The sequence below is a fragment of the Pseudomonas sediminis genome (genome assembly GCF_039555755.1).
Taxonomy (GTDB): Bacteria; Pseudomonadota; Gammaproteobacteria; order Pseudomonadales; family Pseudomonadaceae; genus Aquipseudomonas; species Aquipseudomonas mendocina_D.
The window spans coordinates 4492648-4512364 of sequence record NZ_CP154631.1 but is presented as its reverse complement, the minus strand read 5'-3'; the positions used below and the strand labels follow the sequence as shown (position 1 = coordinate 4512364).

The 19717-nt window shown below is 63.7% G+C and carries 24 protein-coding genes, 1 tRNA gene and 1 riboswitch; of the genes, 21 read left to right on the top strand and 4 right to left on the bottom strand.

Annotated features, from left to right (window positions below; genetic code table 11):
- Positions 1-172: 172 nt before the first annotated feature.
- Positions 173-1417, bottom strand: coding sequence for an OprD family porin (locus AAEQ75_RS21325; RefSeq protein ID WP_343350407.1), 1245 nt, complete (start codon positions 1415-1417; stop codon positions 173-175).
- A gap of 318 nt (positions 1418-1735) precedes the next feature.
- On the opposite strand from AAEQ75_RS21325, the gene AAEQ75_RS21320 reads away from it, so the two are divergent.
- The gene (locus AAEQ75_RS21320) at positions 1736-2875 is read left to right on the top strand and encodes a DUF5610 domain-containing protein (RefSeq protein ID WP_343350406.1); all 1140 of its coding nucleotides are present in this window, start codon (positions 1736-1738) and stop codon (positions 2873-2875) included.
- Between the two features lie 48 nt (positions 2876-2923).
- Entirely contained in the window at positions 2924-3160 is a 237-nt protein-coding gene (locus AAEQ75_RS21315) for a glutaredoxin family protein (protein WP_343350405.1), read from the top strand.
- 62 nt (positions 3161-3222) lie between these two features.
- Here the strand turns inward: AAEQ75_RS21315 and AAEQ75_RS21310 are convergent.
- The 3 genes from AAEQ75_RS21310 to mobA form a co-directional block, all read right to left on the bottom strand.
- Positions 3223-3299 (bottom strand) — tRNA-Pro (locus tag AAEQ75_RS21310).
- Between the two features lie 131 nt (positions 3300-3430).
- On the bottom strand, positions 3431-3652 hold the full coding sequence (locus AAEQ75_RS21305; protein WP_099525269.1) for a YgdI/YgdR family lipoprotein: 222 nt from the start codon (positions 3650-3652) through the stop codon (positions 3431-3433).
- Between the two features lie 87 nt (positions 3653-3739).
- Positions 3740-4330 (bottom strand): molybdenum cofactor guanylyltransferase MobA, encoded by a 591-nt coding sequence (mobA, locus tag AAEQ75_RS21300; protein WP_343350404.1) that lies wholly within the window; start codon positions 4328-4330, stop codon positions 3740-3742.
- Positions 4331-4398: 68 nt separating this feature from the next.
- On the opposite strand from mobA, the gene moaB reads away from it, so the two are divergent.
- The 19 genes from moaB (at position 4399) to AAEQ75_RS21205 (ending at position 19684) form a co-directional block, all read left to right on the top strand.
- Positions 4399-4938, top strand: a complete 540-nt coding sequence (gene moaB, locus AAEQ75_RS21295) for a molybdenum cofactor biosynthesis protein B (RefSeq protein WP_343350403.1) — start codon at positions 4399-4401, stop codon at positions 4936-4938.
- Positions 4935-6152, top strand: coding sequence for a molybdopterin molybdotransferase MoeA (locus AAEQ75_RS21290; RefSeq protein WP_343350402.1), 1218 nt, complete (start codon positions 4935-4937; stop codon positions 6150-6152). Before moaB ends, AAEQ75_RS21290 begins: the two co-directional genes overlap by 4 nt.
- Before the next feature lie 151 nt (positions 6153-6303).
- The gene (locus AAEQ75_RS21285; protein WP_256834726.1) at positions 6304-6936 is read left to right on the top strand and encodes a C40 family peptidase; all 633 of its coding nucleotides are present in this window, start codon (positions 6304-6306) and stop codon (positions 6934-6936) included.
- A 127-nt stretch (positions 6937-7063) separates the two neighbouring features.
- The gene (locus tag AAEQ75_RS21280; RefSeq protein ID WP_106733909.1) at positions 7064-7588 is read left to right on the top strand and encodes a C40 family peptidase; all 525 of its coding nucleotides are present in this window, start codon (positions 7064-7066) and stop codon (positions 7586-7588) included.
- A 10-nt stretch (positions 7589-7598) separates the two neighbouring features.
- A complete protein-coding gene (locus AAEQ75_RS21275) occupies positions 7599-7919 on the top strand; it encodes a hypothetical protein (protein WP_343350401.1) in 321 nt (106 codons plus the stop codon).
- Between the two features lie 39 nt (positions 7920-7958).
- A riboswitch (cobalamin riboswitch) is annotated at positions 7959-8169 on the top strand.
- Between the two features lie 186 nt (positions 8170-8355).
- Entirely contained in the window at positions 8356-8967 is a 612-nt protein-coding gene (gene cobO, locus AAEQ75_RS21270; RefSeq protein WP_256834730.1) for a cob(I)yrinic acid a,c-diamide adenosyltransferase, read from the top strand.
- Positions 8967-10259 carry a cobyrinate a,c-diamide synthase gene (locus AAEQ75_RS21265; RefSeq protein ID WP_273253957.1) on the top strand — a complete coding sequence of 431 codons (1293 nt, stop codon included), beginning with the start codon at positions 8967-8969 and terminating at the stop codon, positions 10257-10259. Before cobO ends, AAEQ75_RS21265 begins: the two co-directional genes overlap by 1 nt.
- Entirely contained in the window at positions 10256-10909 is a 654-nt protein-coding gene (gene bluB, locus AAEQ75_RS21260) for a 5,6-dimethylbenzimidazole synthase (protein WP_343350400.1), read from the top strand. Before AAEQ75_RS21265 ends, bluB begins: the two co-directional genes overlap by 4 nt.
- Before the next feature lie 3 nt (positions 10910-10912).
- Positions 10913-11821 (top strand): adenosylcobinamide-phosphate synthase CbiB, encoded by a 909-nt coding sequence (cbiB, locus tag AAEQ75_RS21255; protein ID WP_343350399.1) that lies wholly within the window; start codon positions 10913-10915, stop codon positions 11819-11821.
- Complete coding sequence (gene cobD, locus AAEQ75_RS21250; protein WP_343350397.1) at positions 11814-12824, top strand: threonine-phosphate decarboxylase CobD; 1011 nt, start codon at positions 11814-11816, stop codon at positions 12822-12824. The genes cbiB and cobD overlap by 8 nt, the downstream gene beginning before the upstream one ends.
- A complete protein-coding gene (locus AAEQ75_RS21245; protein ID WP_343350395.1) occupies positions 12824-14275 on the top strand; it encodes a cobyric acid synthase in 1452 nt (483 codons plus the stop codon). The genes cobD and AAEQ75_RS21245 overlap by 1 nt, the downstream gene beginning before the upstream one ends.
- A gap of 58 nt (positions 14276-14333) precedes the next feature.
- Positions 14334-14855 carry a bifunctional adenosylcobinamide kinase/adenosylcobinamide-phosphate guanylyltransferase gene (cobU, locus tag AAEQ75_RS21240; protein WP_316916250.1) on the top strand — a complete coding sequence of 174 codons (522 nt, stop codon included), beginning with the start codon at positions 14334-14336 and terminating at the stop codon, positions 14853-14855.
- Positions 14852-15907, top strand: coding sequence for a nicotinate-nucleotide--dimethylbenzimidazole phosphoribosyltransferase (cobT, locus tag AAEQ75_RS21235; RefSeq protein ID WP_343350394.1), 1056 nt, complete (start codon positions 14852-14854; stop codon positions 15905-15907). Before cobU ends, cobT begins: the two co-directional genes overlap by 4 nt.
- Positions 15904-16479 carry an alpha-ribazole phosphatase family protein gene (cobC, locus tag AAEQ75_RS21230; protein WP_343352458.1) on the top strand — a complete coding sequence of 192 codons (576 nt, stop codon included), beginning with the start codon at positions 15904-15906 and terminating at the stop codon, positions 16477-16479. The genes cobT and cobC overlap by 4 nt, the downstream gene beginning before the upstream one ends.
- Positions 16476-17207, top strand: coding sequence for an adenosylcobinamide-GDP ribazoletransferase (locus tag AAEQ75_RS21225; protein ID WP_343350393.1), 732 nt, complete (start codon positions 16476-16478; stop codon positions 17205-17207). The genes cobC and AAEQ75_RS21225 overlap by 4 nt, the downstream gene beginning before the upstream one ends.
- Positions 17208-17279: 72 nt before the next feature.
- The gene (locus tag AAEQ75_RS21220) at positions 17280-17684 is read left to right on the top strand and encodes a MarR family winged helix-turn-helix transcriptional regulator (RefSeq protein WP_343350392.1); all 405 of its coding nucleotides are present in this window, start codon (positions 17280-17282) and stop codon (positions 17682-17684) included.
- Between the two features lie 58 nt (positions 17685-17742).
- Positions 17743-18948 carry an MFS transporter gene (locus AAEQ75_RS21215; RefSeq protein ID WP_343350391.1) on the top strand — a complete coding sequence of 402 codons (1206 nt, stop codon included), beginning with the start codon at positions 17743-17745 and terminating at the stop codon, positions 18946-18948.
- Positions 18945-19070 carry a hypothetical protein gene (locus AAEQ75_RS21210; RefSeq protein ID WP_256672108.1) on the top strand — a complete coding sequence of 42 codons (126 nt, stop codon included), beginning with the start codon at positions 18945-18947 and terminating at the stop codon, positions 19068-19070. The genes AAEQ75_RS21215 and AAEQ75_RS21210 overlap by 4 nt, the downstream gene beginning before the upstream one ends.
- 62 nt (positions 19071-19132) lie before the next feature.
- Positions 19133-19684 carry a glutathione peroxidase gene (locus tag AAEQ75_RS21205; RefSeq protein ID WP_143504223.1) on the top strand — a complete coding sequence of 184 codons (552 nt, stop codon included), beginning with the start codon at positions 19133-19135 and terminating at the stop codon, positions 19682-19684.
- The last annotated feature ends 33 nt before the right edge of the window (positions 19685-19717 follow it).

Below are 19717 nucleotides of genomic sequence, written 5' to 3'. Positions count from 1 at the left end.
GAACCCCGCAGTATCTGGGCTTCCGCCTTCGCGGGAGTGACGGTGTACAGCTTTTGAGCGTATCCCTGGTCGAGAAGGGTTCAGGCAGCGCGTGCTTTTCCAGCTTCGATAAAAACCAAAAACGCCGCAACCCGATACCGGTGTTGCGGCGTTTTCGTTTCGCGGACGCGCCTTACATCAACGGAATGGTGTAGCTGACGATCAGACGGTTCTCATCCAGGTCGCCAATGGTCGCGTTGGAACGCACCATCGCGTTACGCCAGCGCACGCCGAGGTTCTTCAGTGGGCCTTCCTGGATGATGTAGCTGATATCGATGTCGCGTTCCCATTCTTTGCCACTGCTGCCATCGTTAAGATCGAAGCCATCGCCGGTGACGTAGCGGACGAAGGCAGTCAGGCCCGGGATGCCGTAGCTGGCGAAGTTGACGTCATAACGAGCTTGCCAGGATTTCTCGTCCTTACGGGTGAAGTCGAGAATCTGGATGTAGTTGACGATGTACGGATCGGTTTCGGTCAGGAAGGGGAAGGCGTTGTCGCCGCCGACCTTCTGGTAACCCACGCGGAAGGTGTGCGCGCCAATGCCGGCCCATAGATTGACCGAGGTCAGGTCGTTGTCCAGCTTGCCGCCGAGTTTGCGACCGTTATCCTGGGAGTCGAAGTAGGCCAGGTTGGCGCCCAGCTTCCAGTCGCCGATCGGCTGTACATGGATCAGGTTGTACAGCTTCTGGTCGTAGATATCCTCCAGTTCGCCGTACCACACGCCAACGGTGGTGTTGCCGCCGTTGAACTTGTAGTCGCCGCCGGCGAAGTTGTAGCGGTCGCTCTCACCGGCCATGTTGGTGGCGGTGATGTCGACCCGGTCGGTGGAGGCGCGCTGGTTGACCTCACGCAGTTGGCCTCCGTTGAGCGTCAGTCCGTCGATTTCCTGCGAGGTGATCATGCCGCCGGTGAACACCTGCGGCAGCAGGCGCGAGTCACCTGAAGAGACGATGGGCAGCTTGGGCATCAGTCCGCCGACCTTGCCGACAGTCTTGGAGATGCGTGCCTTGACCGCGCCGCTGAACTCGGAATATTCGTCCGGTCCCTCGTTGCCGAAGCCGTTGGGTAGCAGAGCGGTGCCGGCGCGATCGTCAGACGAGTCGAGCTTCAGGCCCAGGCCCGCATAGGCGTCCAGGCCAAAGCCGACGGTGCCTTCGGTAAAGCCGGACTCGGCTTTAAGGATGAAGCCCTGTGCCCACTCCTCGCGCTTGGACTGGGCTACGCCCGGGTCGCGCAGGTCCCGATTCATATAGAAGTTACGCAGCTCCAGAGAGGCTTTGCTGTCAGCGATGAAGTCAGCCTGTGCCAGGCTTGGCAGGGTCAGGCTGGCGCCCAGCGTGGCGAGGGCCACGGCACGGGCGAGGGGAGTTTTACTCATTATTGTTGTCTCCTCGTTGTTATAAGCAGGTTGGCCACGAAGTGACCAGCCAGTTACGGCGCGACGAAATAAAGCATTTCGCCTGCGAGTCGACTGTAAGACTTTAGTCTGTCGAGCCTTGGGTGGAGCCGGAGCGTAAACAGCCGTGGGCTCTAGGTCGTGCTTATCAGGGATTTTCGGCGGCTGGCCATTGATCGGGAAAATTTCGCTGGAGCACAATCGAGCTGAGAAAAATCGACAACCGTTGGTCGATAAAGGTTAAAGCTTGCCTGTGTGCGGCCGCTAAGGTCGGCAGATAACCTATTCAGGTACCCGGCCATGAATCCTCTGAACTCACTCAGCTCCGCCGCTTCCCGTGCCGCGCAGGCCAGCCAGTCCATGGCGGCGCGCAGCAATAGCGCCGATGCCCAAGCCACCTTGGCCAATCGCCTCGCCGAGAAGCTCGGCGTGCCGGCCGGCTCGTTGTCCGGAACACGTGATGACTACACCCCGGAGAAAGTGGCTGGGCGGATTCTGGGTTTTATCGAGCAGCGCCTGCAAAGCGAGGCCGCGGCAGGCGCTGACCCGGCCAAGCTGGACAAGCTGTTGTCCCAGGCGCGTGATGGCGTCGAGAAGGGTTTTGCCGAGGCACGCAAGATTCTCGATGGCATGGGCGTGCTCAAGGGGCAGGTGGCTAGCGATATCGACGATACCTACAAGCGTATTCAGGATGGCTTCGGCGATCTCGACAAGCGTTTCGGCAGTGCTGCTTCGAGCAGTTCAGACAAGGTGGCGGTGGCTGGTTATAGCGAGCGTTTCAGCGCGCTGGCGGAAACCTTCGATTTATCCGTCACTACTCGCGATGGTGACCGCCTGCGCATTTCCGTGGCGCAGGCTTCCGCCAGCTGGTCGCAGAGCAGTTTTGCCGCCTCCGGCGATGGTAAGTCCACCAGTGTGGTGGGCAGCAGCCAGTCTGGCAGCATGCGTATCGGCGTCTGGCAGGTGGATGTCGAAGGTGAGTTGGACGACGACGAGATCAAGGCGTTGGAGAAGCTCTTCAGCCAGGTTCAGGATCTCTCCGACAAGTTCTACGCCGGTGACCTGACAGGCGCCTTTGATCGCGCCATGGCGCTGGATATGGATGGTGAGCAATTGGCTTCGATGTCGCTGCGTCTGACCCAGACCACTGTGCGTCAGGCCACCGATGCCTATGGCGCGGTGGCTGGGCAGGGCGCCAGTGCAGTCAATGCCGGGTTGCAGGAATATGCTCAGGGTCTGCTCGATGCGCTGCGCAGTGCCGGTGATCTGGCGCAGGACGCTGGCGGCATGCTCAAGGAACTGCTCAAGGGCGGCTTCTCGCTCGATGAGCGCTTCGATTTGCCGCGCCTGGAGAAGGCTGACAGCCTCAACCGCAGTCTGCTCGATGGCCTGCAGTCGCTGATCGCTGGTCAGCCTGGCAAGGACGCTAACGCGAGCTGATTATCGCCGGTGTTAAACTGCGCACCTTGCTGATAGTGAGGTGCGCTCATGATGCCTGAATGCCAACTTTTCGGAACCCTGGGCTGCCATCTTTGCGAGGTGGCCGAGGCGTTGCTCATGCCATTCGTCGAGAATGGCCTGTTGGTCGAGTTGATCGACATTGCCGAGCATGAGGGGATGGTCGAGCAATACGGATTGCGTATTCCGGTATTGCGCCGTTGCGATAATGGCCGCGAGCTGAACTGGCCATTCGATGCCGAGCAGGTGGTGGCCTTTCTGAGTTGAGAGAGTCAGTTCGACAAAACGCAGCCAATAAAAAACCCGCCGATTAAGGCGGGTTTTTGATTTGGTCGGAGAGACAGGATTCGAACCTGCGACCTTCTCGTCCCGAACGAGACGCGCTACCAAGCTGCGCTACACTCCGAATGCCGCGTATTCTACCGAAAAACTTTTACCGCACAAGGGGTTAGCCCGAAAAAAACTACGAGTCGGCAACCCGGTTGTCGACTCGTATCATCCATCTGTCCGGCCGATATGGGCGCTCAGGCTGTTGCCTCAGAGCTCCTTGACGGTTTGCACCTGATCTTTGTTGATCGTGGCGCGTTTGCCGTCGAGCTGTTCGAACTCGTAGAAGCCGGATTCTTCATCGAATTTGGGCTTGTCCACGGTCTGGATCTCACGGCCGTCATTCAGCGTGATTACCGACGGCGAGGAGCAGCCGGCCAGTACAGCGAGGCCGATCGTCATAAGCAGGGCGGGGATTATCCGTTGGTTCATGGTCTGTCTCCTTGAGTACAAAAGATGGGGCTATACCCTCGCTCAGACGTAAAACTGTCGTATGAGTTCCGCTGAGTGCGTGGTGTTTCAGTGCGAAGGGGCGTGACTCGCCAAGGTTTCCGGCGTATTGAGGTTGGCCAGTCGTGCATCCTCTATGGGGCAGTCGACAGCGATGGGCGCTAATTTACCGAACCAGCGCTGCGGGCTGCGTTCTCCGGATTGCCATGCGCGTTCCAGGTCGTCTTTCAGTCGTGTCGGCAGCAGGCAGAACAACGGTTGCCAGTAGTTGCCCTGGCGAATCACCACCGGTTGGGGCCCCGCGTGCGCCAGCAGCGACTCGATCAGCGCGTGGTCGACCAGCGGGGCGTCGCAGGGCAGGACTAGCATTTGCTCATGGCGTGCCGCAGCCATGCCGGCGCGGATACCAGCCAGTGGGCCCTGAAAATCCTGATCCTCGTCGGTGACCAGTTGGTCGGCATAAGGCGCATAGCGCTCGGTGTTGCGGTTACAGGAGATGATCAGGTCGTCGCTCAAGGGTCTGGTCAGGTCATGCAACCAGGCGATCAGTGGGCGGCCGCGCCAGTCCAGCAAGCCCTTGTCGCGGCCACCCATGCGCTGGCCTCGGCCGCCGGAAAGCAGCAGCACCGAGCAGGGGAGTAGCGGGTTGGATACGGGCATGCGGGCGGTCTCCGAAGACAGTCTGTGTGATATAACAGCGCTCATTCTCTCCCAATTGGATGCCTGCCATGAACCACAAGGCCGATGCGGTTTTCGTGCCGCTGAACATTGCCGTGCTGACCGTTAGCGACACACGCACGTTGGAGACCGACACCTCGGGTCAACTGCTGGTCGACCGCCTGACCGCCGCTGGCCACCAGTTGGCCGCTCGCGTTCTGCTCAAGGATGATCTCTACAAGATCCGCGCCCAGGTAGCGACCTGGATCGCCGAGGATCAGGTGCAGGTGGTGGTGATCACCGGCGGTACCGGTTTCACTGGACGTGACAGCACGCCGGAAGCGGTCGCCTGCCTGCTGGACAAGCAGGTCGATGGTTTCGGCGAGTTGTTCCGGCAGATCTCCGTGGCCGATATCGGCACTTCTAGCATCCAGTCGCGCGCGCTGGCCGGTCTGGCCAACGGCACCCTGGTGTGCTGCCTGCCGGGCTCGACCAATGCCTGTCGCACTGCCTGGGACGGCATCCTCGGTGAGCAACTGGATGCGCGCCATCGTCCCTGCAACTTCGTGCCGCATCTGAAGCAGGTGGGCGCCTGCGAGACGCGCGGATGACTACCTGTTGCGATCATCCCGGACTGTTGCCGATGGAGGCGGCGCTGGAGCGCCTGCTGGCTTTGGCAGAGGCGGCGCCCATCGAGCAGACCGAACAGGTGGCGCTGGCCGACGCCGATGGCCGGGTGCTGGCTGAGCCGCTGATCGCGGCTCTGGATCTGCCGCCCTGGGCCAACAGCGCCATGGACGGTTATGCGCTGCGCCTGGCTGATTGGAGCGGCCAGCCTCTGCCGGTCAGTCAGCGTATTCAGGCTGGTGCTGCGCCTGCGCCCCTGCAGCCGGGTACCTGTGCGCGCATCTTCACCGGTGCGCCGCTGCCTGCAGGTGCCGATACCGTCGAAATGCAGGAGAACGTCGAGCTGGATGAGGCGGGGCGGGTGCACTTCCGTGAGCCGCTGAAAATTGGCCAGAACGTTCGAGCTCAAGGTCAGGAAACCCGCGTAGGCGAAGGTGTGTTGCCAGCCGGTACGCGCCTGGGGCCTATCGAGCTAGGGTTGGCGGCGTCTTTGGGGGCGGCGCAGCTTTCGGTGCGCCGGCGTCTGCGCGTTGCGGTGCTGTCTACTGGCGACGAACTGGTAGAGCCAGGTCAGGCGCTTGGCCCGGGGCAGATCTACAACAGCAATCGGCGTCTGCTGATTGCCTGGTTGCAGCGGCTGGGCTGCAGCGTTGTGGATGCGGGCATCTTGCCCGATGATCTGCAGCGTACCCGCGAAGCGCTGGGGGCCTTGGGCGAGGTCGATCTGATTCTCTCCACGGGTGGCGTTTCGGTGGGGGAGGCGGATTTCCTTGGCATAGCCCTGCGTGAGGCGGGCGAACTGGCGCTGTGGAAGCTGGCGATCAAGCCGGGTAAGCCGCTGACCTTCGGTCATTATCAGGGGGTTCCGGTAATAGGTCTGCCGGGCAACCCTGCTTCGACACTGGTTACCTTCGGACTGCTGGCGCGTCCTTATATTTTGTGTCGTCTTGGCGTTCAGCGGGTCGAGCCGTTGGGCTTCGCGGTACCGGCAGGTTTTACCTGGCGCAAGCCGGGCATGCGCCGCGAGTACCTGCGGGCGCGTCTGGAGCAGGGGCGTGTGGTGCCTTACGCCAACCAGAGTTCTGGCGTTTTGCGCAGCGCCGCCTGGGCAGAAGGCTTGGCCGAGGTCATGGAAGGCAGTACGCTGGCCGAGGGAGATATGTTGCGTTTCATTCCGCTCAGCGAGATTCTCGGCTAGGTTTCCGAGTCGCCCGACCATGCAGATGGTTGGGCGCTTTAGATGAAATGGCGAGACCACTGAGTCACAATTCTGTCGATAGAATTTGCAAATGGGCTTGGTAGAGGGCATAGTCGCGGACTTGTTAAATTCACTCGACACGGTCGTGCCCATGCTAAAACGCTTCGCACCCCTCGTGCCTATTGCACTTACAGTCTTTCTCGCTGCCTGTGCCGGCCATGCGCCGCAGACGCAGCCGCAGCAACCGATCAGCGATGCAGCAGTCGAACCTGTGACTCGCCTGATGATCGAGCAGGATGAACCTGCCGATGATGAGATCAACGCGCTGATCGACGATCAACCCTATGAAATGCCGCAACTGGCCGACAGCCTGCTCGATCTCGGGCGTTCGCTGATCGGTACCCGTTATCGCTACGGCGGTAGCTCGGTACAGTCTGGTTTCGATTGCAGCGGTTTTGTCGGCTACCTGTTCCGCGAGGAAGTCGGCCTGGAACTGCCGCGTTCCACGCGTGAGCTGATCAACCTCGATGCGCCGAAGGTGGCGCGCGCCGATCTGGAACCGGGTGATCTGATCCTGTTCAATGATCGTGGTCGTGGTCGCGTCAGTCATGCCGGCATCTACCTGGGTGATGATCAGTTCATCCACTCCAGCAGTAGTCGCAGTGGTGGTGTGCGCATCGACAGTCTGGACGACAGCTACTGGAACCGCAGCTATCTGCAGGCCAAGCGCGTCCTTGCCCTGGCTCCGGTTGAAGATCAGGTCGCTGCCAAGCGTCATAACTGATGCATACGGCGTAACTGCAGAATCTGTTCAAGGGCTGTCTTGTCAGCCTTGAGCAGGTGCTGAGGGTTGCGCCGTTTGTCTGCAAGCTGCAGAGTAGAGCGCATTCAGGCTCAGGATCGCCTCGCTTATGCCCGTCACGACCCGTGTTGCCCTCATCGCTCTCGCTCTGCTGCTGAGTGCTTGCAGTAGTCGCGCTCCCTCTCCCCAGCCTATCTATAGTCCTCCAGTCTCTGCTTCGTCCTATCAGGGTGGTGCCGAAGATGTGCTGTTCCGCGCCCTCGGCCTGGTTGGTACGCCCTATCGTTATGGTGGTAATACCCCGGAAGGCGGTTTCGACTGCAGTGGCCTGATTGGCTACGTTTATCGCGATGCTGCCGGTATCAGTCTGCCGCGTTCGACGCGTGAGCTGAGTGCGATGCGCACCCCAGATGTCCGTCGCGATGCCCTGAAAAGTGGTGACCTGGTGTTCTTTGCCACCAATGGCGGACGCGCCGTCAGCCATGCCGGCATCTATGTCGGCGACGGCCGCTTCGTGCATGCCCCCTCTACCGGCGGTACGGTGCGCCTGGACAGCCTCACCAGCGGTTATTGGCAGGGCGTCTATCTCGATGCCAAGCGCGTCATCACGCCAGAGCTCGCGCGTAATCCCTGAATTACTGTCCATGGTCGATCCCATTCGCCTACCGCCTCAGCCCGAGGTGTGCGAGCTGTGCGCGCGGCCCGTTGCGTTGACGCGTCATCATTTGATTCCCAGGGCACTGCACGACAAGACCTACGTGCAGAAGCGCTTCGCTCGTCATGAGCGCATCACGGCTACGCTTTGGGTCTGCCGCGCCTGCCACAACCAGATTCACCGGCTGTTCAGCGAAAAGGAGCTGGCGCTGACCTACAACAGCCGTGACGCGCTGCTGGGTGATGAGCGCCTGCGCACCTTCGTCGAATGGCTGGCCAGCAAGCCGCCGGGCTTCACCCCCAGGCATTGAGCGGTCTCGACGTTGACGCGCAGGGCTGCCAGCCTCTACCCTGCGCGCCTTGCTTCAGGTGCCCCGAGTTGCCGTGAATGGTAGCCATGGGGTGAAACAGGGAAGCCGGTCCGAATGCCGGCGCTGCCCCCGCAACGGTAGGTGAGTCAAACACCGCTCAAGGCCACTGTGTATTTGCACGGGAAGGCGCGGTGCCGAACCTTTGGGTTCGCTCACAAGCCCGGAGACCGGCCTGTCGCATTTTCACGGCATCGCGGAGGGCGTTGTCCGGCCGACGCTCCGGTTTTTCCGGGATGTTGTGCTTCCTGTCTTCCGCTCGCCTGACCAGCCATTGGCACCAGGGTGAGGACGCGCGGACCATCGCGATCTGCTCCCCATCGTTGCTCGTACTGTTTACCGACAGCCGACGCGGGTGCCTGATGTACAGGAGCACAGCATGAGCGAGTCCACCGATCGCGATGCCCGCCACAAGGCGCGCATGCAGCGCAAGAAAGCCCTGATCGACGAGAAGATTGCCCAGGCCCAGGACGAATACGGTTTGTTGCTGGTGCACAGCGGCAATGGCAAGGGCAAGAGCAGCAGTGCCTTCGGTATGGTCGCGCGTGCGCTCGGTCATGGCCTCAAGGTCGGTGTGGTGCAGTTCATCAAGGGGGCGGCCAGCACCGGTGAAGAAACCTTCTTCCGCCGTTTCCCCGAGGAAGTCAGCTATCACGTGATGGGTGAAGGCTTCACTTGGGAAACCCAGGATCGTCAGCGCGACATCGCCAAGGCGCAGGAAGCCTGGGTGGTCGCCCGGCGTCTGCTCAGTGACGAAACCGTCGGCCTGGTGGTGCTGGACGAGCTGAACATCGCACTCAAGCACGGTTATCTCGAACTAGACGCAGTGCTGGCCGATATCGAGGCTCGGCCGCTGCTGCAGCATGTGGTGGTGACCGGACGTGGCGCCTTGCCGGGGATGATCGAGGCGGCCGACACGGTCACCGAGATGAGCCTGGTCAAGCATGCGTTTAAATCCGGGGTAAAGGCGCAGAAGGGCATCGAATTCTGATGGAAGCACGTCACTGTCCGGCGCTGTTGATTGCCGCCCCGGCTTCCGGCCAGGGCAAGACTACCGTGACTGCTGCCCTGGCGCGTTTGCATACGCGCCAGGGACGGCGGGTGCGGGTGTTCAAATGTGGGCCCGACTTTCTCGACCCGATGATCCATGCTCGTGCCAGTGGCGCACCGGTGTATCAGCTCGACCTGGCCATGGTCGGCGAGGCGGAAAGCCGCCGCCTGCTGTGGCGGGCCGCTGGCGAGGCTGATCTGATCCTGATCGAAGGGGTGATGGGGTTGTTCGACGGTAAGCCGTCGGCGGCCGACCTGGCGCGTCATTTCGGCGTGCCGGTGCTTGGGGTTATCGACGGTGCGGCCATGGCGCAGACCTTCGGTGCGCTGGCCCACGGTCTGGCTACCTTCCAGCCGGATCTGCCCTTTGCCGGGGTGCTCGGCAACCGCGTCGCCAGCACGCGCCATGGCGATATCCTGCGCGATGCCCTGCCGCCCAGCATCCACTGGTTCGGCGCCTTGCCGCGCAGTGCCGCGGTGGAATTGCCCAGCCGCCATCTGGGGCTGGTGCAGGCGGGCGAGTTGGCCGATCTGGATGCGCGCCTGGACGCCGCCGCCGATGCCCTGGCCGCCAGCGCCAACGTCGACCTGCCGCCAGCGGTGAGCTTCGCCGCGCCGCAGTTCGATGAACCTGCGCCATTGCTGAATGGCGTGCGCATCGGCGTGGCGCGTGATGCCGCGTTCGCCTTCCTTTATCAGGCCAATCTCGACCTGCTGCAGGCGCTAGGCGCCGAATTGCGCTACTTCTCGCCACTGGTCGATAGCGCCTTGCCCGACGTCGACAGTCTGTACCTGCCTGGTGGTTACCCCGAGTTGTACCTCTCCGAGCTGGAGAGCAATCAGGCCATGGCTGACGCGATTCGCGCCCATCACCAGTCCGGCAAGCCGCTGCTGGCCGAATGTGGCGGCATGCTCTATCTGCTCGATGAGCTGCGCGACAAGCAAGGTGCCAGCGGGCGCATGCTCGGCCTGCTCAGCGGCAGCGCGGCCTTGCAGCCGCGGCTGACCGCGTTGGCCCTGCAGGAAGTGACGTTGCCCGAAGGCGAGCTACGTGGCCACAGCTACCATCACTCGCGTCTGGAAAGCCCCTTGCAGCCCCTGGTGCGTGGCCGCTGCCCGAACGGCAAGCCGGTGGCTGAGTCGGTATATCGTTTGGGGCGACTAACGGCCAGCTATATCCATTTCTACCTGCCCTCCAACGCGGAGGCAGCCGCCGCGCTGTTGCGTCCGTGACCGACCATGCCTTTAGCGCGCAGGAGCGTGCCGCGGTATACCGCGCCATCGCCGAGCGTCGCGACATGCGCCATTTTGCCGGCGGCGAGGTGCCGCCTGAGGTGCTGGCGCGCCTGCTCGAGGCGGCGCACCACGCCCCCAGCGTCGGCCTGATGCAGCCGTGGCGCTTCCTGCGCATTCGCGATCCGCAATTGCGTGAGGCGGCTCATGCGCTGGTGGAGGCCGAGCGTGTGCGTACCGCCGAAGCTTTGGGCGAGCGTTCGGATGAATTCATGCGGCTCAAAGTCGAAGGTATTCGCGATTGCGCCGAGCTGCTGGCCGTGGCGCTGATGGAGGGACGCGAGGCGCATATCTTCGGGCGGCGCACCTTGCCGGAAATGGATATGGCCTCGGTGGCCTGCGCCATTCAGAATCTGTGGCTGGCTGCACGAGCCGAAGGGCTGGGCGTGGGCTGGGTGTCGCTGTTCGACCCCAAGGCGCTGGCCGAGCTGCTGGGCATGCCGGCTGGCAGCAAACCGGTGGCGTTGCTGTGCCTGGGGCCAGTGCACGCCTTCTATGAGAAACCGATGCTGGTGGAAGAGGGCTGGGCCACGCCACGGCCGCTGAGCGAGCTGCTGTTCGAGAATCGATGGGGAGTCCGGGGTGACTGAACGATGAGCCTGGCGCTGATCACCTGTGCCGGCGTGGCGCTGGACGCCGTACTGGGTGAGCCCCGACGCGCGCACCCGCTGGTGGCCTTCGGTCGCCTGGCCGAGCGCCTGGAGCAGCGTTTCAACCCGGCTGGCGGCGGCTGGCGCAGTCATGGCGTCACCGCCTGGTGCCTGGCGGTGCTGCCGCTGACCTTGTTCACCTGGCTGCTGGTGCAGGTCAGTGGTCTGGGCTGGGCCGTGGAAATCTTCGCCCTGTACTTCGCCCTCGGCCTGCGCAGCCTGTACGAGCATGCGCAACCGGTGGCGCAGGCGTTGCGCCTGGGCGACCTGGCGCTGGCACGCGAGCGCGTCGGCTGGATGGTCAGTCGCAACACCGCCGAACTCGACGCCACGGGTGTGGCCCGCGCCGGCACCGAATCGGTGCTGGAGAACGGCTCCGATGCGGTGTTCGCCGCTTTGTTCTGGTTCATCGTTGCGGGCGCACCGGGTGTGGTGCTGTACCGCCTGAGCAATACCCTCGATGCCATGTGGGGCTACCGCAACGAGCGTTTCGAGCGTTTTGGCTGGGCGGCCGCGAAAATCGATGACGTACTCAATTATCTGCCGGCGCGCCTGGTGGCGCTGACCTACGCACTGCTTGGGCACGCCGCCCTGGCGCTTAGGTGCTGGCGCAAGCAGGCGCCGCTGTGGGACAGTCCCAATGCTGGCCCGGTGATGGCGTCTGGCGCAGGCAGTCTGGGCGTGAGTCTGGGCGGGGCGGCGGAGTATCACGGCGAGCGGCATGAGCGCCCGCAGTTGGGCGAAGGCCCGGCGCCGCGTGCGCGGGACATCGAGCGGGCGATGAATCGAGTCGTCGCGGGCGTTGGCTTATGGTTGCTATGCCTGATCCTATGGGAGGTCTGGGTTGCTTGAGCATGGAGGTCGACTGCGCGGCGCTGCGCAGCGCTATGGCATCCCACTGGAGGATTGGCTGGACCTGTCCACCGGGGTTGCGCCCTACGGCTGGGATCTGCCTGCTGTACCGGGGTCTGCCTGGGCACGCCTGCCTGAGGCGGATGACGGCCTGGAGCAGGCCGCGCGCGATTATTACGGCGCCGTCAGCCTGCTGCCGGTAGCCGGCTCGCAGGCGGCGATCCAGGCCTTGCCGCGTCTGCGTCGTAACGCCAGCGTCGGCATCATCGCACCCACTTACGCCGAGCATGCCGCTGCCTGGTGTCGCGAAGGCCATCGCGTCACCAAACTCAGCGAGGGTTCGGTGCATCGCGCCTTGCCGCAGTTGGATGTGCTGCTGGTGGTCAACCCGAACAATCCGACCGGCCGACTGATCGAGCCGGCGCGCCTGCTCGACTGGCACGATGAGCTGGCCGAGCGAGGTGGCTGGCTGGTGGTCGACGAGGCCTTCATCGACTGCACGCCGGAGCACAGCCTTGCTGCCTACAGCGACATGCCGGGGCTGATCGTGCTGCGCTCGTTCGGCAAGTTTTTCGGCCTGGCCGGCCTGCGTCTGGGCTTTGTCCTGGCCGCAAAGGTCTTACTGGATGAGCTTGAAACGCTGCTCGGCCCTTGGGCCGTGAGCGGCCCCGCGCGCAGTGTGGCGCTCAGCCTGCTGGTCGATGGCGAGGGGCAGCGCCGCCAGCGTGAACGCCTGCTGGCCGATGGCGAGCGTCTGGCGGCGCTGCTGCGTGATTGCGGCATGCCGGTGACCGGTGGCTCGTCGTTGTTCCAGTTCTGCTGTACTCGTCGGGCGGTGCCTTGCATGGAGCTGCTGGCGCGGCGCGGCATCCTGGTGCGGTTGTTCGCCGAGCTGGATAGTCTGCGTTTCGGCCTGCCGGCGGATGAGGCTGGCTGGCTGCGGCTGGAGCAGGGGCTGCTGGAGTGCGCGCCGATCCTGGCCAGTCTCGAGGAAACGCCCTGATGGCCACCTTGATGGTGCAGGGCACCACCTCCGATGCCGGCAAGAGCACGCTGGTGACGGCCCTGTGCCGATGGGCGCGGCGCCAGGGCATTTCCGTGGCGCCGTTCAAGCCACAGAACATGGCACTCAATTCCGCCGTGACTGCCGACGGCGGCGAGATCGGCCGCGCGCAGGCAGTGCAGGCGCAGGCGGCCGGGCTGCAGCCACATACCGACATGAACCCGGTGCTGCTCAAACCCAACAGCGACATGGGCGCCCAGGTGATCATCCACGGCCGGGCCATCGGCAATATGCAGGCGCTGACCTATCACGGCTACAAGCCGGTGGCGATGGCGGCGGTGTTGGAGTCCCATGCCCGGTTGCTGCAGCGTCATCAACTGGTGTTGGTCGAGGGCGCTGGCTCGCCGGCCGAGATCAACCTGCGTGCCGGTGACATCGCCAACATGGGCTTTGCCGAGGCAGTCGATTGCCCGGTAATCCTGATCGCCGATATCGATAAGGGCGGCGTGTTCGCCCATCTGGTCGGCACCCTGGAGCTGCTCAGCCCGAGCGAGCAGGCGCGCATCCAAGGCTTCGTGATCAATCGCTTTCGCGGTGATATCGCACTGCTCAAACCGGGGCTGGACTGGCTCGAACAGCACACTGGCAAGCCCGTGCTCGGCGTGCTGCCGTACCTGATGGATTTTCATCTGGAAGCCGAGGACGCCGTCGATACCCGCCAGCAGGCCAAGGACGAACAGGCCTTGCGCGTGGTGGTGCCAGTATTACCGCGCATCAGCAACCACACCGATTTCGACCCTTTGCGTCTGCATCCGCAGGTGCAGCTGACTTTCGTCGGGCCCGGTCAGGCCATCCCTCCAGCGGACCTGATCATCCTGCCTGGTTCCAAGAGCGTGCGCGCCGATCTGGCTCGCTTGCGGGAGCAGGGCTGGGATGCGGCCATCGCCCGCCATCTGCGCTACGGCGGCAAGGTTCTGGGTATCTGCGGTGGCCTGCAGATGCTCGGGCGGCAGATTCACGATCCGCACGGCCTGGAAGGTGTTGCCGGCAGTAGCCAAGGTCTCGGTCTGCTGGATTTCGAGACGCTGCTGGAGCCGGAGAAGCAGCTGCGCAACGTACGCGGCCGGCTGTGTCTGGAGCAGGCGGATGTCAGCGGTTACGAGATTCATACCGGCGTCAGTCGTGGGGGCGGCCTCAATGGCGCCGTGCAACTCGATGACGGGCGCAGCGACGGTGGCCTTAGCGCCGATGGCCAGGTGTTCGGTACCTACCTGCATGGCCTGTTCGAGCAACCCTCGGCGTTCGCTGCGCTGTTGCGCTGGGCCGGGCTGCATGAGGTGCAGGCGGTGGATTACCAGGCGCTGCGCGAGCGCGATATCGAGCGCCTGGCCAATCAGGTGGAACTGCACCTGGATACCGAAAAACTCAAGGCGCTTTGCGGCCTGGGCTAGGGGGCGCGGCGCCCGCAGGTTTTGAAATGGTGCGCACAGCGCACCCTACGGAGTGAAGATGCTTGAATTGATCCTCGGCGGTGCTCGTTCCGGCAAGAGCCGGCTGGCCGAGAAGCTGGCCGACGAGTCCGGATTGGAGGTCGTCTACATCGCCACCAGCCAGCCGCTCGATGGCGAGATGAACGAGCGTGTCGCTCAGCATCGCGCACGGCGGCCAGAGCATTGGGCGCTGGTCGAAGAGCCGCTGGCGCTGGCCCGCGTGCTGCGCGAACAGGCTGCGCCTGGCCGTTGCCTGCTGGTGGACTGTCTGACCTTGTGGCTGACCAACCTGCTGATGCTGGATGATCCTGCTCGTCTGGCAGCTGAACGTGAGGCGCTGCTCGACTGCGTGGAGCAACTGCCGGGGCGCATCCTGCTGGTCAGCAACGAAACCGGACTGGGCGTGGTGCCGCTGGGCGAGCTGACTCGCCGTTATGTCGATGAGGCCGGCTGGCTGCACCAGGCGCTGGCCGAACGCAGCCAGCGCGTGCTGTTCACCGTTGCCGGTTTGCCCATGGTGTTGAAGGGGGAGGCGTTATGAGCCTGCAATGGTGGCAAGGGCCGTGTCAGCCGCTCGATCATGTTGCACGGATCAAGGCCGAGACGCGTCAGCAGCAATTGACCAAGCCGGCCGGTTCGCTGGGGCGGCTGGAGAGTCTCGCCATCCATCTGGCCGCATTACAGGGGCGCGAGCGGCCCAGCCTGAACCAGCTGTGGATCGCCATCTTTGCCGGTGATCATGGCGTGGTGGCCGAGGGCATTTCCGCCTATCCGCAGGCAGTGACCGGGCAGATGCTGGCCAACTTCGTCACTGGCGGTGCGGCCATCAACGTGCTCGCGCGTCAGTTGGACGCAGCGCTGGAGGTGATCGACCTGGGGACTGCCGAACCACTGCCGCCGCTGCCTGGCGTGCGTCATCTGCAGGTCGGCGCCGGCACGCAGAATTTCGCCCGCGATCCAGCGATGACCTTGGCCCAGGCGATGATTTGCCTGGAAGCTGGCCGCGACAGCGTCCAACGCGCGCGCGCCAGTGGTTGCGACCTGTTCGTCGGTGGCGAGATGGGCATCGGCAACACCACCGCGGCGGCGGCGCTGGCCTGCTGGCTACTGGATTGCCCGGCGAGCGAGCTGGCAGGCCCTGGTACCGGATTGGATGGTGCTGGTGTGGCGCACAAGGCACGGGTGATCGACGCCGCGCTGGCGCTGCACCGGACGCAGATCGCCGATCCGCTGCAGGCGCTGATCCACTTGGGTGGCTTCGAGATCGCCGCCCTCGTTGGTGCTTACCTGGCCGCTGCGCAGCAGGGTGTCGCGGTATTGGTCGATGGCTTTATCTGCAGCGTCGCCGCCTTGCTCGCCGTGCGCCTGAACCCTGGTTGCCGCGACTGGCTGCTGTTCGCCCACCACGGCGCCGAGCCCGGCCATGTGCGCGTGCTGCAGGCGCTGCAGGCCGAACCACTGTTGGAACTCGGCCTGCGCCTGGGCGAGGGCAGCGGCGCTGCATTGGCCGTGCCGTTGCTGCGCCTGGCCTGCGCGCTGCACGGACAGATGGCGACCTTCGCTGAAGCTGCCGTTGCCGAGAGACCAAGCTGATGCTGCATCTGGAATTGCTGCGCCATGGCGAGACCGAACTGGGTGGCGGTTTGCGCGGCAGCCTGGACGATGCGCTCACCGAGCAGGGCTGGGCGCAGTTGCGTGCCTCCGTGCTGGACGCTGGTCCCTGGGACCGCTTGATCAGCTCGCCGCTGCGGCGTTGTGCCCGCTTTGCCGAGGAACTGGCCGCCGCCCATGGTTTGCCGCTGCACCTTGAGCCCGGCCTGCAGGAGCTGCATTTCGGTGACTGGGAAGGGCGTAGCGCTGCCGAGCTGATGGGCAGCGATGCCGAGGCATTGGGCAGGTTCTGGGCCGATCCCTATGCGTTCACGCCGCCCAATGGCGAGCCGTTGCTGCAGTTCGAGGCGCGTATTCTGGCTGCCATGCGGCGCTTGCAGCAGAACCATGCGGGTGAGCGCCTGCTGCTGATCACTCATGGCGGTGTCATGCGTCTGCTGCTGGCGCGAGCCCGCTGTCTGCCACGCCAGGAGCTGCTGCAGGTCAACGTCGGCTACGCTCAGCGTTTTCGTCTGAGCCTGGATGCCGACGGGCAACTGACGGAATTGCCATGATTGCGCTGCTGATCGCCCTGCAGTTCCTCACTCGCTTGCCGGTCACGCTGCCTGGCATGCCCTCGCCGGAGCAGGTGGGGCGTTCGCTGCTCTGGTATCCGGCCGTGGGCCTGTTGCTCGGCCTGCTGTTATGGGGCGCGCACCTGCTGTTGGGGCAGACGTCGGCCTTATTACAGGCGGCGATCATTCTGGCGCTGTGGGTGGGGCTGAGTGGCGGATTGCATCTGGATGGCCTTGCCGACACCGCGGATGCCTGGGTGGGCGGTTTTGGTGACCGTGAGCGCACCCTGGCGATCATGAAAGACCCTCGCAGCGGGCCTATCGCAGTAGTGGTGTTGGTTCTGCTGTTGCTTCTCAAGTTCGCCGCCTTGTTCACGCTGCTGCAGGCCCGGCAGGGGATCTACCTGCTGCTGTTGCCCTGGCTGGGACGCAGCCTGTTGCCAATGCTGTTGGCGACCACGCCCTATGTGCGGGCCGGTGGACTGGGGCAGGCGCTGGTCGATCACTTGCCGCGCCGACAATTGCCCTGGGTGCTGGGCCTGCACCTGCTGGGCATGCTGCTGTTCGGCTGGCAGGGCCTGCTGGTGCTGGCGACGGGCTTGCTGCTGTTCGCCTGGCTGCGCCGTGCCTTGCTGCAACGTCTCGGCGGCACCACGGGTGATACGGCCGGTGCACTGGTCGAGCTGGCTGAGTGCGGCGCACTTATAGCGCTAGCGCTGAATCTCTGACACAACTGTTATGCCGACCCAATGCATAACTGTATGAGTGTGAATCGTTGATGCGGGTATATACCTGTATCCATGTTGCCGACCTCCTGCCTCTGTACCCAACTGCGCCGCGCCAGTCGCGGCGTTACCCGTCTCTACGATGACGCCTTGGCTGCTGTCGGGCTTGGCGGTGCGCAGTTTTCCCTGCTGCGCCACGTACAGCGGCTAGGGCAGCCGAGCATTTCCGTGCTAGCCGAGGCCATGGGGCTGGATCGTAGTACGCTGGGGCGCAACGTGCGGGTGCTGGAGGAACAGGGGCTGGTGCAACTGGGAGAGGGGCGCGACTTGCGCGCTCGCGAGGTACGGCTCACAGAGGCCGGCTTTCAACGCATCGATCTGGCGCTGCCGCTGTGGGAACAGGCACAGCGCGAGGTGACCGCGCAACTGGGCGAAGGTCGCCGTGCCGAATTGATGAGGTTGCTCGAACAACTGGCCTGATGGCCAACTCATTTTTACTGCCTGAACGGTCGTTAACGGGCGTTCGCTGGAGAGACTGATGACAACTGCATGGCGCTCAACCACCTGGCTGCTGCTTGGCGCGTCACTGATCCTGGCGCTGTCGCTGGGCACCCGGCATGGTTTCGGCCTGTTCCTGCCGCCGATGAGTGCGGAGTTCGGCTGGGGCCGCGAGGTGTTCGCCTTCGCCATCGCGCTACAGAATCTGATCTGGGGTTTGGCGCAGCCGATCACTGGAGCACTGGCCGACCGTTTTGGCGCGCGCAAGGCCATTGTCATCGGCGGGGTGCTTTATGTCTTGGGGCTGCTGTGTATGGGCATGGCGGATTCGCCTCTGTCGTTGTCGCTGAGTGCGGGTCTGCTGATCGGTATCGGCCTGTCCGGTACCTCGTTCTCGGTCATTCTGGGCGTAGTCGGCCGTGCGGTTCCGGCGGAGAAGCGCAGCATGGCCATGGGCATTGCTGCGGCCGCCGGATCTTTCGGTCAGTTCGCCATGCTGCCGGGTACGCTGGGGCTAATCGGCTGGTTGGGCTGGTCTTCGGCATTGTTGGCGCTGGGCCTGCTGGTCGCTCTGATTCTGCCGTTGGCCGCGATGATCAACGAGGCGCCGTCACCGGTGAGTACTGGCCCGCAGCAAACCTTGGGTGAGGCGCTGCGCGAGGCCACCAGCCATTCGGGGTTCTGGCTGCTGGCGCTGGGTTTCTTCGTCTGTGGTTTCCAGGTGGTGTTCGTCGCCGTGCATCTGCCGGCCTATCTGGTTGATCATCACCTGCCGGCGCTGACCGGCACTACGGTGCTGGCACTGGTCGGCCTGTTCAATATCTTCGGTACCTACATCGCCGGCTGGCTCGGCGGCCGCATGGCCAAGCCGCGTCTACTGAGCATCCTGTACCTGTTGCGTGGCGTGGTGATCACGCTGTTTCTGGTGGCGCCACTGACGCAATGGAGCGCCTACCTGTTCGGTATCGCCATGGGCCTGCTGTGGCTATCCACCGTGCCGCTGACCAACGGTACCGTGGCCACCCTGTTCGGTGTGCGCAACCTGTCGATGCTCGGCGGTATCGTCTTTCTGTTCCACCAACTGGGCTCCTTCCTCGGTGGTTGGCTGGGCGGTTATCTCTACGACACCGCCGGCAGCTACGACCTGGTCTGGCAGATTTCCATCGGCCTCAGCCTGATGGCCGCCGCGCTCAACTGGCCGGTACGTGAGGTGCCGGTGGCGCGTCTGCAGGGTGCGCCGGCATGAGCCGTAAGGTGCTGACGCTCAGTGCCGCGGCGCTGGGCTTCGGTACGCTGCTGGCTTTGGCCTGGTGGGGCTGGCGTCAGGGTGGGCTGGCTTTGCTGCAGCTGGGTGTCGGTATCTGCTAGTTGCTTGCGGCTGGGCCTGCGAGTAGCGTGGCGCAATCGCGTCATCGCCTGAGGTCACTACCATGTCCCTTCGCCGTCTTGCCTGTTCACTATTGCTGTCCAGCCTGGCGCTGCCGGTGCTGGCCGCCGAATGTCCGGCCATGCTGCAGGGCGAGCTGCCCAAGCTGCGCGCCAAAGGTGAAAACATCGAACTCTGTCAGTTCTCGGGCAAGCCGCTGGTGGTGGTCAACACCGCCAGCTTCTGCGGCTTCACCCCGCAATTCAAAGGGCTCGAGGCGCTGTACCAGCGTTACAAGGATCAGGGCCTGGAAGTGCTCGGCGTGCCATCTGACGACTTCCGCCAGGAATCCGCCGACAGCAAGGAAACGGCTACTGTCTGCTACGTCAACTACGGCGTGACCTTCGCTATGACCGAACCGCAGCCGGTTTCCGGTGCCAACGCTATCCCATTGTTCAAGGGGCTGGCCGAGCAGAGCCGGCAGCCGCGCTGGAATTTCTTCAAGTACGTGGTCGACCGTCAGGGCAAGGTGGTGGCCAGCTTCTCCAGCCTGACCAAGCCGGATGATCCCGAGTTGATCGCCGCCGTCGAAAAGGCCATCGCTTCGCAACCCTGAGAGTCTCTGAACAGGCTCTGATTCTTCTCGCTT